Here is a 13,766-nt window from a genome sequence, read left to right as displayed (position 1 = left end):
GCATGGTGGGAACGGTGTTGCAGGTTCGTGAACACCCGTCCCGTACGGGCCTCCTGGGCTACCAGCCCCGGGCGCGCCACTCCTGCAGATGCGGCCGCTCGGCCCCCAGGGTCGTGTCGTTCCCGTGCCCCGGGTAGACCCAGGTCTCGTCGGGGAGCCGCGCGAAGATCTTCGTCTCCACGTCGTCGATGAGGCTGGTGAAGGCCTGCGGGTCCTTGTGGGTGTTGCCCACTCCGCCCGGGAAGAGGCAGTCGCCGGTGAAGACGTGCGGGTGGCCGTGCGGGTCGTCGTAGACCAGGGCGATGGAGCCGGGCGTGTGGCCCACCAGGTGGCGGGCCGTGAGGGAGATCTGGCCGAACTCGATCGTGTCCCCGTCGGCGACGGCCACGTCCGTCGCCACCGGGATGCCCTCGGCGTCGTCGCGCCCGGCGAACGTGCGGGCGCCGGTCGCCGCGACGACCTCGGAGAGGGCCTGCCAGTGGTCCCCGTGCCGGTGCGTGGTGAGGACGGCCGCGATGCCGTCGTCGCCGATGAGCCGCAGCAGGGTCTCCGGCTCGTTCGCCGCGTCGATCAGGAGCTGCTGGTCGGTCGCGCGGCAGCGCAGCAGATAGGCGTTGTTGTCCATCGGGCCGACCGCGACCTTGGAGATCATCAGGCTCTGCAGCTCGTGCACGTCCGCCGGGCCGCCGACCCTCACCGTTCCGCTGTACGTCATGGACTCAGCCTATAGCGGTGGCAGGGCCGGCAGGGTGCCCCGGTCGACGCCGAGGGCACTGCCGTCCCGGCGCCCGGCGAGCCAGCCCAGCAGGTCGGCCTGACGGCCCCGCACCACGATGCCGAGCGGCGGGACCGCACCGTCCTCGATCTCCTTCAGGGAGAGGGCCTGCACGGCTCCGGTCGACAGCATCCGGCCGTCGTCCTGCTTGATCAGGAGCGGTGGCAGCCCCGGGTGATCGCGGAAGCGGTTCGCCAGGAAGTTGATCTCCCGCTGGGTGAACTCCTCCGACAGGTCCTCCAGGTCGTAGCCGATCCCGAGGTCCACGTGGTGCAGCTCGACCTCGATCCAGCGCCGGAACGGCACGTTGGCCGCGGTGTCCAGCACGCCGTTGCGCAGCTCGACCGTGCGCGACCAGTCCGCGTCCTCGGCCCCCGTCCTCCGGAAGCGCTCCGCGCTCTCGCGCACGTCGTCGATCTGTTCGCGCAGCCCGCGCGGGGCGTCGCGCGCGATGTCGGCGTCACGGGCCTCGGCGCTCACGTACATGGGACGGCCGGCGAGGACGTTGACGAGCGCGTCCGCGTTCCGGGCGAGATGGGCGAGCACATGCCCACGACTCCAGCCCGGAAGCCGTGACGGCTCGGTCACGTCGGCGTTGTCCAGGGTGGCGACCACGGCGAGCAGCCTGTCGGTCGCTTCGTGTACAGACGCCAGGTCGCGCACGTGATCAATCATGGCGCCGACGATAGCTCCGCCACACGTTCGGGTGAAGGTGGCCGACGCCGCGCCTAAATCGAATGCACGTGCTATATGGTCGAGTGCGGCGTCGGGCATGGTTGAGGGTCCGAGTTTGTTGGCAAGCAGGGAAACCAACCGGCGTTGTCAGTGGCTCCCTCTACTCTTCGAGGGACAGCCTTCTCACGACTTCCCCGGGGATCTCTCGGGGGCGTCTTCGAGAGTCAGACCTCGGGAGACGGGGGCTTTCGCCCCTGTCGCTTCTCTCTAGAAAGGTGCGGACCGGCGTGGCCGACCGTCTCATCGTCCGTGGCGCGCGCGAGCACAATCTCCGGAATGTCTCGCTCGACCTCCCGCGCGACTCCCTCATCGTCTTCACCGGTCTGTCCGGCTCCGGCAAGTCCTCGCTCGCGTTCGACACGATCTTCGCCGAGGGCCAGCGCCGGTACGTCGAGTCGCTGTCCTCGTACGCCCGCCAGTTCCTCGGCCAGATGGACAAGCCGGACGTCGACTTCATCGAGGGCCTGTCACCGGCCGTCTCGATCGACCAGAAGTCGACGTCGCGCAACCCGCGCTCCACGGTCGGCACCATCACCGAGGTCTACGACTATCTGCGGCTGCTCTTCGCGCGCATCGGCAAGCCGCACTGCCCCGAGTGCGGCCGCCCCATCGCACGCCAGTCGCCGCAGGCCATCGTCGACAAGGTCCTGGAGCTGCCCGAGGGCAGCCGCTTCCAGGTCCTGTCCCCGCTGGTGCGCGAGCGCAAGGGCGAGTTCCTCGACCTCTTCAGCGACCTGCAGACCAAGGGCTACTCCCGCGCGCGCGTGGACGGCGAGACGATCCAGCTCTCCGAGCCGCCGACCCTGAAGAAGCAGGAGAAGCACACCATCGAGGTGGTCGTCGACCGCCTCACGGTGAAGGACTCCGCCAAGCGCCGTCTGACCGACTCCGTCGAGACCGCGCTGGGCCTGTCCGGCGGCATGATCGTGCTCGACTTCGTCGACCTCCCCGAGGACGACCCCGAGCGCGAGCGCATGTACTCGGAGCACCTGTACTGCCCGCACGACGACCTGTCCTTCGAGGAGCTGGAGCCGCGCTCCTTCTCCTTCAACTCGCCCTTCGGCGCCTGCCCCGACTGCTCGGGCATCGGTACGCGCATGGAGGTCGACCCCGAGCTGATCGTCCCCGACGAGGACAAGTCGCTCGACGAGGGTGCCATCCACCCGTGGTCGCACGGTCACACCAAGGACTACTTCGGCCGCCTCATCGGGGCCCTCGCCGACGCCCTCGGCTTCCGTACGGACATCCCGTTCGCCGGACTGCCGCAGCGCGCGAAGAAGGCGCTGATCTACGGCCACAAGACGCAGATCGAGGTCCGCTACCGCAACAGGTACGGGCGCGAGCGCGTCTACACGACGCCCTTCGAGGGTGCCGTGCCGTTCGTCAAGCGCCGCCACAGCGAGGCCGAGTCGGACGCGAGCCGCGAGCGCTTCGAGGGCTACATGCGCGAGGTGCCCTGCCCCACCTGTGAGGGCACGCGCCTCAAGCCGATCGTGCTGGCCGTCACGGTCATGGACAAGTCCATCGCCGAGGTCTCGGCGATGTCCATCAGCGACTGCGCCGACTTCCTGAGCAAGCTCACGCTGAACGCACGGGACAAGAAGATCGCCGAGCGCGTCCTGAAGGAGGTCAACGAGCGGCTGCGGTTCCTCGTGGACGTGGGCCTCGACTACCTGTCGCTGAACCGGGCGGCGGGCACCCTCTCCGGCGGCGAGGCCCAGCGCATCCGCCTCGCCACGCAGATCGGCTCCGGTCTCGTCGGCGTCCTGTACGTCCTGGACGAGCCGTCCATCGGTCTCCACCAGCGCGACAACCACCGCCTCATCGAGACGCTGGTCCGCCTGCGCGACATGGGCAACACGCTCATCGTGGTCGAGCACGACGAGGACACCATCAAGGTCGCCGACTGGATCGTCGACATCGGCCCCGGCGCGGGTGAGCACGGCGGCAAGGTCGTGCACAGCGGCCCGTTGAAGGAGCTGCTGAAGAACGCCGAGTCGATGACCGGCCAGTACCTGTCGGGCAAGCGGGCCATCCCCATCCCGGACCTGCGGCGCCCGGTGGACCCGTCCCGCCGTCTGACGGTGCACGGCGCCAAGGAGAACAACCTGCGGGACATCGACGTGTCCTTCCCGCTGGGCGTCCTCACGGCCGTCACCGGCGTCTCGGGATCGGGCAAGTCGACGCTGGTCAACGACATCCTGTACACGCACCTGGCGCGCGAGCTGAACGGCGCGCGCACGGTCCCCGGCCGGCACACGCGCGTGGACGGCGACGACCTCGTCGACAAGGTCGTGCACGTCGACCAGTCGCCGATCGGCCGCACCCCGCGGTCGAACCCGGCGACGTACACCGGCGTCTTCGACCACGTCCGCAAGCTGTTCGCCGAGACGACCGAGGCGAAGGTCCGCGGCTACCTGCCCGGGCGCTTCTCCTTCAACGTCAAGGGCGGCCGCTGCGAGAACTGCTCGGGCGACGGCACGATCAAGATCGAGATGAACTTCCTGCCGGACGTGTACGTCCCGTGCGAGGTCTGCCACGGTGCGCGGTACAACCGGGAGACCCTGGACGTCCACTACAAGGGCAAGTCCATCGCCGAGGTCCTGGACATGCCGATCGAGGAGGCGCTGGGCTTCTTCGAGGCCGTTCCCGGCATCGCCCGTCACCTCAAGACGCTCAACGACGTGGGCCTCGGATACGTCCGGCTCGGCCAGTCCGCGCCGACCCTGTCCGGCGGCGAGGCGCAGCGCGTGAAGCTCGCCAGCGAGCTGCAGAAGCGTTCCACGGGCCGCACGGTCTACGTGCTCGACGAGCCGACGACGGGTCTGCACTTCGAGGACATCAGCAAGCTGATCACGGTGCTGTCGGGCCTCGTCGACAAGGGCAACTCGGTCATCGTCATCGAGCACAACCTCGACGTCATCAAGACCGCGGACTGGGTCGTCGACATGGGCCCCGAGGGGGGCAGCGGCGGCGGCATCGTCGTCGCCGAGGGCACCCCGGAGGAGGTCGCGGCGGAGCCCGCCAGCCACACCGGCAAGTTCCTGCGCGACATCCTCGGCGCCGACCGGGTCAGCGATGCCCCGGCGCCCGCGACGCGCGCCCGCAAGACCGCCGCGAAGAAGACGGTGGCGGCGGGCAGGGCGCCGGCGAAGAAGGCGGCGACGGCCAAGGCCGCCGCGACCCAGCCGGCCGCCAAGTCGACGGCGAAGAAGGCGACGCCGGCCAAGTCGGCGGCCAAGAAGACCGCGGCGAAGAAGACGACCGGCCGGGCCCGCAAGGCCTGACGCCCGGAAGTGGCCCTGCCCCGTGAGACGGGCAGGGCCGCTTCCCGCTGATCGCGCGGCGGGTGGGCGCGGCCCGCGTGCGGAGCGGCATCCAGGCGGAGTCCGGCCGCTACACCTCTCCGACCTCGGACCCGTACGGCGGTTCCGCGCCCGCGCGGGAGCAGGTGATCGCTGCCGCGCGGGCCGCGAAGCGGAGCAGGCGTGTCCAGCCGTCGCCGTCCAGGCCGTCGACGCCCGCGGGGGAGAGGGCGTCCTGCTGCGAAAGGCCGTGCAGCAGCGCCGCGTTGACCGTGTCACCGGCGCTGATGGTGTCGACCACCTCGACCCGCTCGCCCGGGACCGTGTACGTGCCGCCGTCCCGTGTGAAGACCGTCAGTCCGTCTCCGCCCCGCGTGAGCACCACGGCGGCGGGCCCGCCGGCCAGCCATTCCTGCGGTGTGCCGCCGAGCCACCGGGCGTCCTCCTCGGAGAGCTTGAGCAGGGTGGTCGAAGGCAGCCAGTTCTTGAAGCGGGCCCGGTAGGAGTCCGCGTCGGGGATCAGACCGGCCCGGATGTTCGGGTCGAGCGCGGTGAACAGGCCCTGGGCGGCGGCCGTCCGCATCAGGTCCTCGTACGCGCCGGCGCCCGGCTCCAGGACCAGTGAACAGGTGCCGAACGACACCGCGCGCGTGCCCGCCGGAAGCCGCTCGGGCACCGAGAAGAGGCGATCGGCGGTGCCCTCCGCGTAGAAGGAGTAGCCGGCCGAGCCGTCGGGCCCGATGGAGGTGACCGCCAGGGTCGTCGGCTCGTCGCCCCGCTGCACGGGCGACGTGTCCACCCCGGCGGATCGCAGGCCGTCCAGCAGGGCCTCGCCGAAGCCGTCCCGGGACAGGCGGGAACAGAAGGCGACGGCCGAGCCGAGCCGGCCGAGCGCCACCGCCGTGTTGTACGGGCCACCGCCCAGCCGCGGTGCGAGCGGGGGCAGCCCGGGAGCCTGCCGGTCCGCGCCGCCGTCGGGGCTCGACCCCAGCGGGACGAGGTCGATCAGGGCCTCTCCGGCGACGACGATCACAGCGGGTCCTTTCAGACGACGGACGAAGTGGTGCGGCTCGGGCGGGCCGCCCGACGGCAGGCTAGAGCTTCGGTGGCCCGCGAGACACCACCCGCCCCCGACCCGGGCACGCCCCTGGCCGAAGCGGGCACACCGGGGCAGGACCGGGCGGCCCGCGCGCATCGCTTGCACGCCGCTCGCGCACCACGGAGCAGGGGGCCCGCGAGGTGCCCGATTCCCCGCCGGTATCGTCTGATCCGTCACTTCTGGTCAGCCGTGAGGTCGGTCGGTTCCCGGCCGCCGGTCGGTTGTCGGCCTGTCGCCCGGCTGCCTCCGCCCCGCGACACCTGTGGAGCCCCGATGCCCGGCACACCCCCTTCCCGCATCTCCCGCCGCACCGCGCTGCGCGGCGTCGCCGTGGCGGGAACGGCCGGGATCGGCCTGACCGCGTGCTCCGCCGGCGCCGACTCGGGCGCGGCCGCCGCACCCACCGCACCCGTCGACCTGGGGAAGGCCGACGAGGTCCCCGAGGGCGGCGCGAAGCTCTACCGGGACGAGCACGTCGTGGTCAGCCGCGCCAAGAGCGGCGACTACAGGGCGTTCAGCACCATCTGCACCCACGCGGGCTGCCCGATCGGCATGCTGAAGGGCACCGAGCTGACCTGCAACTGCCACGGCAGCAAGTTCGACGCCACCACCGGGAAGGTGTTGCAGTCCCCGGCGACGCAGCCGCTGGAGGAGCTGTCGGTGAAGGTCGAGGGCGGCAAGATCGTCGCCCGCCCCAAGCCGTAGGGTCGCGGGCCCCAGGCGATAGGTCGCGGGCTCCGAGCGGTAGTCCGCGCCGCGAACGTCCTGATCCCGACGCCACCGCCCGGCCGCCCCACCGCTTCCGGCCGCCCACCATGCCTGAGCCGGGCCGAGCAGAGCCGGGCCGGGCCGGGCCGACCGACTCAGGGCCGGCCAGGCTCAGGCCAGGCCGGCCCCACCCCCTACTCCCAGTCCCAGCCGATCCCCAGCAGCCCCACCCGCACCCCCTGCTCCACCATGTGCACCGACCGGTGCCGGTCGCTGAGCGTCAGCTCCTGGTGGTCGACGCGTGGGGCGACCGTCGAGCGCTGGGCGAACCGGTGGCAGCGCACGGGCAGCATGTCGTCGGCGAACCGCACCTGGAGCGCGTACTGCCCGCCTGCGCGGCTGAACCCGCGGACGTACTCGCTCGACGTGCCCGCGGTGCCGTCCCGGAACCCGTAGCGGAACACATGGGTGTCACCGGCCCGCAGCCGCGTGTCGAAGAGGAGTTCCGTCACCAGCACACCGGTCTTGGTGTCCCAGCACATCCGTCCCGTACGACAGTTCTCCATGGCCTCGACCGCCACGTCCCTGGGGGAGCAGCCCGGGTCTCCATGGTGGACGGCCACATAGCGGTCCACCCCGTCGTGATGGGCCCGCACGATGTGCTGCGAGTCCCTGCCGAGCAGCTCCCTGCGGGCCCCGATCCGGACCCGTTCGAAGTGCCCGACGGTGTGCAGCCCCCCGTCCAGGGGCGATCCCAGCTCTGTCAGCAGGCGGTGCAGCACCCCGGACGCCGTGGTCACGGGGCGGTACGGGCGGGTCGCGGGCGGCTGCTCGGCGACGGGCTTCTCGCTCCGCCCCAGCAGCCGGATCAGCGACTCGTCGGGCAGCTGAAGGATCTCCTCCAGCGCGCGCACGGCCCGCATCGACTCGTCGCGCTGCGGTCTTCGCGCGCCCTGCTGCCAGTAACTCAGGCTGGTCACGCCGACCTTGATGCCCTGGCGCGACAGATGGTGCTGCACCCGGTGCAGCGGCAGTCTGCGGGCGGCTATCGCGGCCCGCAGGGCGACATGGAACGGGCCGCTGCGCAGAGCCGCCTCCAGAGCCGGTGGCCGTTGGGTTTCTGTGTGCTGTTCGCCCAGTCGCATCGGGGTCTCCCGCTTCTCCGCACACTGCCTGCGGAATGTGAACATCCACATCGCTGTATCGGGGCGTTCGCGCCGGTCGGAGTGAGGGCGGTCGGTCGACGTACAGGGTTCCCTCACATCCGTACGACGTCGTTCAGCGCCCGAAGTCACCCGGCATTGAAGCGTGTTGATCTGCTACCGACAAGGGCCGATCCCCGCCAGCGTGTCCGGACATGGAGGGGAGGCGTCGACGAGGCCCCGGACACCCGGCGTGACCCGGCAGAAGGCGCCGCGGCCGGGTCGGCAGCGGCACGGCCGCGGCCGCTCGGCCCGCCCGCCGGACGGGCTGACCTGGCGAGGTGCGCGGCCGGTCCGGCGCCGGACCGGCCCGAACTGTCACACCCCGGAAGTAGGGTGTCTGACATGGCCGACCCCTCCAGCTACCGCCCCAAGCCGGGACAGATTCCCGACTCCCCAGGGGTGTACAGGTTCCGCGACGAACACCGCCGGGTGATCTACGTCGGAAAGGCGAAGAGTCTGCGCCAGCGCCTGGCGAACTACTTCCAGGACCTGGCGAACCTGCACCCGCGCACCCGCACCATGGTCACCACGGCCGCGTCCGTGGAGTGGACGGTGGTGTCCACGGAGGTCGAGGCGCTGCAGCTGGAGTACTCCTGGATCAAGGAGTACGACCCCCGGTTCAACGTCAAGTACCGCGACGACAAGAGCTATCCGTACCTCGCGGTGACCATGAACGAGGAATTTCCCCGCGTCCAGGTCATGCGTGGCCAGAAGAAGAAGGGCGTGCGCTATTTCGGCCCCTACACGCACGCCTGGGCGATCCGCGACACCGTCGATCTCCTGCTGCGCGTCTTCCCGGTGCGCACCTGCTCCGCCGGAGTGTTCAAGAACGCGGCCCGGACCGGCCGCCCCTGCCTCCTGGGATACATCGGCAAGTGCTCGGCGCCCTGCGTGGACCGGGTCACCCCGGACGAGCACCGCGAACTGGCCGACGAGTTCTGCGACTTCATGGCCGGGCGCACGGGGACGTACATCCGCCGCCTGGAGAAGGAGATGCAGGCGGCGGCCGAGGAGATGGAGTACGAGCGGGCGGGCCGCCTGCGCGACGACATCGAGGCCCTGAAGAAGGCCATGGAGAAGAGCGCGGTCGTGCTCGCCGACGCCACCGACGCCGACCTCATCGCCCTCGCGGAGGACGAGCTGGAAGCGGCGGTCCAGATCTTCCACGTGCGCGGCGGACGCGTCCGCGGCCAGCGCGGCTGGGTCACCGACAAGGTCGAGGCCGTCACCAGCGGTGACCTGGTCGAGCACGCGCTCCAGCAGCTCTACGGGGAGGAGAGCGGCGACGCCGTTCCCAAGGAGGTACTCGTCCCCGCGCTGCCCGAGCCCGTCGAGCCGATCCAGGCCTGGCTGACCGAGCGCCGCGGCTCGATCGTCTCGCTGCGCATCCCGCAGCGCGGCGACAAGAAGGCACTCATGGAGACGGTGCACAGGAACGCGCAGCAGGCGCTGGTCCTGCACAAGACCCGGCGCGCCTCCGACCTGACCACCCGCTCGCGCGCCCTGGAGGAGATCGCCGAGGCCCTCGACCTGGGCAGCGCCCCGCTGCGCATCGAGTGCTACGACATCTCCCACCTCCAGGGCGACGACGTGGTCGCCTCCATGGTGGTCTTCGAGGACGGCCTCGCCCGCAAGAGCGAGTACCGGCGCTTCCAGATCAAGGGCTTCGAGGGGCAGGACGACGTCCGCTCCATGCACGAGGTGATCACGCGCCGCTTCAAGCGCTATCTCGCCGCCCAGGAGAAGTCGGCCGACTGGTCCGACACCGAGCCGGACGACGAGACCGAGCAGGAGATGCGCCTCACCGAGGACGACGGGCGCCCCAAGAAGTTCGCCTATCCGCCCCAGCTCGTCGTGGTGGACGGCGGCCAGCCGCAGGTCGCGGCGGCCCAGCGGGCCCTGGACGAGCTGGGCATCGACGACATCGCCGTGTGCGGCCTCGCCAAGCGCCTGGAAGAGGTCTGGGTGCCCGACGAGGACGACCCGGTGGTGCTGCCGCGGACCAGCGAAGGGCTCTACCTTCTGCAGCGGGTTCGCGACGAGGCCCACCGTTTCGCCATCACCTACCAGCGCACCAAGCGGGCCAAGCGTTTCCGGGCCGGCCCGCTGGACGACGTAGCGGGACTCGGCGACGCCCGTAAGCAGGCCCTCATCAAGCACTTCGGTTCGGTGAAGCGGCTGCGGTCCGCCACAATCGACCAGATCTGCGAGGTTCCCGGCATAGGCCGCAAGACGGCCGAGACCATCGTGGCCGCCTTCGCGCAGTCGGCACCGGTGGCACCGGCCGTGAACACGGCGACCGGAGAGATCATGGAAGACGACGACACGACCGACCACGTCGACGTCACGGACCACACCACGGACCGCGCGACGGACGCGCGGACCACCGAGGAGCCCGTGGGCGCCTCGGAAGAACGACGGGGGCAGGAGTCATGACCGAGCAGGACCACGAGAGCAGCGACACCGGCGACACCGGCGGTACGGCGCACAGCCCCGCGCCACCGCAGCCGACCGGGCAGCAATCCGACGATGGAGCACCAGTGAGTACCGGCACAGGCACCACCCACGACACCCCCGGCGTCCCCGACTCCGCCATCCCCGAGCTGGTGATCATCTCGGGCATGTCGGGCGCGGGCCGCTCCACCGCCGCCAAGTGCCTGGAGGACCTCGGCTGGTTCGTCGTCGACAACCTGCCGCCCGCGCTGATCCCCACCATGGTGGAGCTCGGCGCCCGCTCGCAGGGGAACGTGGCACGGATCGCGGTCGTCGTCGACGTCCGCGGCCGCCGCTTCTTCGACAACCTCCGGGAGTCCCTCGCCGACCTGGAGTCCAAGCACGTCACCCGGCGCATCGTCTTCCTGGAGTCCTCCGACGAGGCGCTGGTGCGCCGCTTCGAGTCGGTGCGCCGCCCGCACCCCCTGCAGGGGGACGGCCGCATCGTCGACGGCATCGACGCCGAGCGCGAACTCCTGCGCGAGCTGCGCGGCGACGCCGACCTCGTCATCGACACCTCCAGCCTGAACGTGCACGAGCTGCGCGCCAAGATGGACGCCCAGTTCGCGGGCGAGGAGGAGCCCGAGCTGCGGGCCACCGTCATGTCGTTCGGCTTCAAGTACGGGCTGCCCGTCGACGCCGACCTCGTCGTCGACATGCGCTTCCTGCCGAACCCGCACTGGGTCCCCGAGCTGCGCCCCTTCACGGGGCTCAACGAAGAGGTCTCGAACTACGTCTTCTCGCAGCCCGGCGCCAAGGAGTTCCTCGACCGCTACACCGAGCTGCTCCAGCTGATCGCGGCCGGTTACCGCCGCGAGGGCAAGCGGTACGTGACCATCGCCGTCGGCTGTACCGGCGGCAAGCACCGCTCCGTCGCCACCTCGGAGAAGCTCGCCGCCCGGCTCGCCGCGCAGGGCGTGGAGACCGTGGTCGTCCACCGGGACATGGGCCGCGAATGACGGGACGTACGCTGCGGCTCACCAGCAGGATCCGCCGCAGGAGCTCACCGACGACGCCCGGCAAGGGCGCGACGCCCAAGGTCGTCGCGCTCGGCGGCGGCATGGGCCTGTCGGCGTCGCTCGCGGCGCTGCGCCGCATCACGGGCGACCTCACGGCCGTCGTCACGGTCGCCGACGACGGCGGCTCCAGCGGGCGCCTGCGGGACGAGCTGGGCGTGCTGCCGCCCGGCGACCTGCGCAAGGCCCTCGCGGCCCTGTGCGGCGACGACGACTGGGGCCAGACCTGGGCCCGCGTCATCCAGCACCGCTTCCAGTCACCGGGCGAGATGAACGGGCACGCGGTCGGCAATCTGCTGATCGTCGCCCTGTGGGAGCAGCTCGGCGACCACGTCCAGGCCCTGGACCTGGTCGGCAGGCTGCTGGGCGCGCAGGGCCGCGTCCTGCCCATGTCAGCGGTACCGCTGGAGCTGCAAGCCGAGGTCAGGGGGGACGATCCGGCGCGCCCGGACGACATCCGGACCATCCGCGGCCAGGCGAACGTCGCCCTCACCCCGGGCGAGGTCCAGTCCGTGCACGTGGTGCCGCACGACCCGCCGGCCGTGCCCGAGGTGGTCGCCGCGGTGCTCGACGCGGACTGGGTGGTGCTCGGCCCGGGCTCCTGGTTCTCCTCCGTGATCCCGCACCTCCTGGTGCCCGAACTGCTCGACGCGCTCGTCGAGACGAAGGCCCGTAAGGTCCTCTCGCTCAACCTCGCGCCGCAACCCGGAGAAACCGATGGGTTCTCACCGCAGCGTCATTTGGAGGTTTTGGGACGACACGCCCCTAAACTCGCCCTGGACGTGGTGCTGGCCGACGAGGCCGCCGTGCCCGACCGCGACGAACTCATCGATGCCGCCAAGGAGCGATTCGGTGCCGCGGTCGAGCTGGCGCCGGTAGCCAGGCCCGACGGGACTCCAAGACATGATCCGGAGCTGTTGGCCGCCGCGTACGACCGTATTTTTCGGATGCATGGAAGGATCGGCCCATGGCGATGACGGCAGCGGTGAAGGACGAGATCTCCCGGCTTCCCGTCACCCGGACCTGCTGCAGAAAGGCGGAGGTCTCGGCGATCCTGCGGTTCGCGGGCGGCCTTCACCTGGTGAGCGGCCGCATCGTGATCGAGGCGGAGCTGGACACCGCGATGGCCGCCCGGCGGCTCAAGCGGGACATTCTCGAGATCTTCGGGCACAGCTCGGAGCTGATCGTGATGGCGCCGGGCGGGCTGCGGCGCGGCTCGCGCTTCGTCGTACGGGTCGTGGCCGGCGGCGACCAGCTGGCGCGACAGACGGGGCTCGTGGACGGCCGCGGCCGTCCGATCCGCGGTCTGCCCCCGCAGGTGGTCTCGGGGGCCACCTGCGACGCGGAGGCGGCCTGGCGGGGCGCGTTCCTGGCGCACGGCTCGCTCACCGAGCCGGGGCGCTCCAGCTCCCTGGAGGTGACCTGCCCGGGCCCGGAGGCCGCGCTCGCGCTGGTCGGCGCCGCCCGCCGGCTCTCGATCGCCGCCAAGGCCCGTGAGGTGCGCGGTGTGGACCGGGTCGTCGTCCGTGACGGCGACGCGATCGGCGCGCTGCTCACCCGGATGGGTGCCCACGAGTCTGTGCTCGCGTGGGAGGAGCGGCGGATGCGCCGCGAGGTCCGCGCCACCGCCAACCGCCTGGCGAACTTCGACGACGCGAACCTGCGCCGCTCGGCCCGCGCAGCGGTCGCCGCGGGCGCCCGCGTGCAGCGCGCCCTGGAGATCCTGGCCGACGAGGTGCCCGAGCACCTGGCGGCCGCCGGGCGGCTGCGCATGGAGCACAAGCAGGCCTCCCTGGAGGAGCTGGGCGCGCTCGCCGACCCGCCGCTGACCAAGGACGCGGTCGCCGGCCGGATCCGCCGTCTGCTGGCCATGGCGGACAAGCGGGCGCAGGACCTCGGCATCCCGGGCACGGAGTCGAACCTGACGGAGGAACTGGCCGACGAAATGGCGGACGGCCTGGCCGACAGCCTCGCGGACAACATGGCGGGCTGATCCCGCGGACAGCCGGACGAGCCGGTGGCGGCACCCTCGACGGGGTGCCGCCACCGGCTTTTTCCGTCACCCGCGTCACCGTGGTCGACCACGGGATATCGCGCCTCAATAAGCGCCTTTGCGCGAGGCCATCCGGTCCAGGAGGTCATCGCGCCTTCAAACATCGCGTGGACAGTTCCCACGAGCATTTATCCGCTCATCGGCGCGGCCGTCGAAATCCGGAAACCGGACTTCCGCCGTACCCGGCCACCCGCACCGTCCGCCGCCGGCGGCCGCGCCCCGTCACCCGGACGGCCCCGCGCCCCGCCCCCGGCCCGCGCGCGCTCATCAGAAAGGCACCGCGCTCAATTAGCGACTGATCAGCCGGATCGGCGCGGAAATACCCTCGAAATAAGCCGCGACCACGACGTTACTGATGAGTACGAGCCGATGTGCGC

10 protein-coding genes are annotated in these 13,766 nt (G+C 71.1%); 6 read left to right on the top strand and 4 right to left on the bottom strand.

The window, feature by feature from the left end; all coding sequences use genetic code 11:
- Nucleotides 1-58 precede the first annotated feature (58 nt).
- Both ABT127_RS00120 and ABT127_RS00115 read right to left on the bottom strand, forming a co-directional pair.
- A complete protein-coding gene (locus tag ABT127_RS00120; protein WP_351443563.1) occupies nt 59-715 on the bottom strand; it encodes an MBL fold metallo-hydrolase in 657 nt (218 codons plus the stop codon).
- 9 nt (nt 716-724) lie between these two features.
- Nucleotides 725-1,450, bottom strand: a complete 726-nt coding sequence (locus tag ABT127_RS00115; RefSeq protein WP_351443561.1) for a maleylpyruvate isomerase family mycothiol-dependent enzyme — start codon at nt 1,448-1,450, stop codon at nt 725-727.
- A 287-nt stretch (nt 1,451-1,737) separates the two neighbouring features.
- Here ABT127_RS00115 and uvrA point away from each other — a divergent pair, with 287 nt between their 5' ends.
- The gene (gene uvrA, locus ABT127_RS00110; protein ID WP_351443560.1) at nt 1,738-4,797 is read left to right on the top strand and encodes an excinuclease ABC subunit UvrA; all 3,060 of its coding nucleotides are present in this window, start codon (nt 1,738-1,740) and stop codon (nt 4,795-4,797) included.
- Nucleotides 4,798-4,906: 109 nt separating this feature from the next.
- On the opposite strand, the gene ABT127_RS00105 is transcribed toward uvrA, so the two are convergent.
- Nucleotides 4,907-5,848 (bottom strand): carbohydrate kinase family protein, encoded by a 942-nt coding sequence (locus ABT127_RS00105; protein ID WP_351443559.1) that lies wholly within the window; start codon nt 5,846-5,848, stop codon nt 4,907-4,909.
- 339 nt (nt 5,849-6,187) lie between these two features.
- Between ABT127_RS00105 and ABT127_RS00100 the strand changes: the two genes are divergently transcribed.
- Entirely contained in the window at nt 6,188-6,619 is a 432-nt protein-coding gene (locus ABT127_RS00100) for a Rieske (2Fe-2S) protein (protein WP_351443558.1), read from the top strand.
- Nucleotides 6,620-6,816: 197 nt separating this feature from the next.
- On the opposite strand, the gene ABT127_RS00095 is transcribed toward ABT127_RS00100, so the two are convergent.
- Nucleotides 6,817-7,767, bottom strand: a complete 951-nt coding sequence (locus ABT127_RS00095; protein WP_351443557.1) for a hypothetical protein — start codon at nt 7,765-7,767, stop codon at nt 6,817-6,819.
- Between the two features lie 402 nt (nt 7,768-8,169).
- On the opposite strand from ABT127_RS00095, the gene uvrC reads away from it, so the two are divergent.
- Genes uvrC through whiA form a run of 4 tightly spaced genes read left to right on the top strand, consistent with a single transcriptional unit; the run spans nt 8,170 to nt 13,329 of the window.
- A complete protein-coding gene (uvrC, locus tag ABT127_RS00090) occupies nt 8,170-10,263 on the top strand; it encodes an excinuclease ABC subunit UvrC (RefSeq protein ID WP_351443556.1) in 2,094 nt (697 codons plus the stop codon).
- Nucleotides 10,260-11,279: an RNase adapter RapZ gene (gene rapZ / locus ABT127_RS00085; RefSeq protein ID WP_502971600.1), complete on the top strand. Its 1,020-nt coding sequence runs from the start codon at nt 10,260-10,262 to the stop codon at nt 11,277-11,279. Before uvrC ends, rapZ begins: the two co-directional genes overlap by 4 nt.
- Entirely contained in the window at nt 11,276-12,313 is a 1,038-nt protein-coding gene (locus ABT127_RS00080) for a gluconeogenesis factor YvcK family protein (RefSeq protein WP_351443554.1), read from the top strand. Before rapZ ends, ABT127_RS00080 begins: the two co-directional genes overlap by 4 nt.
- On the top strand, nt 12,304-13,329 hold the full coding sequence (gene whiA, locus ABT127_RS00075) for a DNA-binding protein WhiA (RefSeq protein WP_351443553.1): 1,026 nt from the start codon (nt 12,304-12,306) through the stop codon (nt 13,327-13,329). Before ABT127_RS00080 ends, whiA begins: the two co-directional genes overlap by 10 nt.
- Nucleotides 13,330-13,766 lie beyond the last annotated feature (437 nt).

Origin of the sequence: Streptomyces sp. NPDC001904, assembly GCF_040297005.1 — a bacterium.
Lineage (GTDB): Bacteria > Actinomycetota > Actinomycetes > Streptomycetales > Streptomycetaceae > Streptomyces.
Note: the sequence above shows the minus strand (reverse complement) of the source record. Positions and strands in the feature narration are given on the sequence as shown.

What these genes read in the sequence shown, in the direction of transcription:
- ABT127_RS00095 (WP_351443557.1), bottom strand. Translation starts at nt 7,767, where the DNA reads ATGCGACTGGGCGAACAGCACACAGAAACCCAACGGCCACCGGCTCTG.
- ABT127_RS00100 (WP_351443558.1), top strand. Translation starts at nt 6,188, where the DNA reads ATGCCCGGCACACCCCCTTCCCGCATCTCCCGCCGCACCGCGCTGCGC.
- rapZ (WP_502971600.1), top strand. Translation starts at nt 10,260, where the DNA reads ATGACCGAGCAGGACCACGAGAGCAGCGACACCGGCGACACCGGCGGT.
- whiA (WP_351443553.1), top strand. Translation starts at nt 12,304, where the DNA reads ATGGCGATGACGGCAGCGGTGAAGGACGAGATCTCCCGGCTTCCCGTC.
- uvrC (WP_351443556.1), top strand. Translation starts at nt 8,170, where the DNA reads ATGGCCGACCCCTCCAGCTACCGCCCCAAGCCGGGACAGATTCCCGAC.
- ABT127_RS00120 (WP_351443563.1), bottom strand. Translation starts at nt 715, where the DNA reads ATGACGTACAGCGGAACGGTGAGGGTCGGCGGCCCGGCGGACGTGCAC.
- ABT127_RS00080 (WP_351443554.1), top strand. Translation starts at nt 11,276, where the DNA reads ATGACGGGACGTACGCTGCGGCTCACCAGCAGGATCCGCCGCAGGAGC.
- ABT127_RS00115 (WP_351443561.1), bottom strand. Translation starts at nt 1,450, where the DNA reads ATGATTGATCACGTGCGCGACCTGGCGTCTGTACACGAAGCGACCGAC.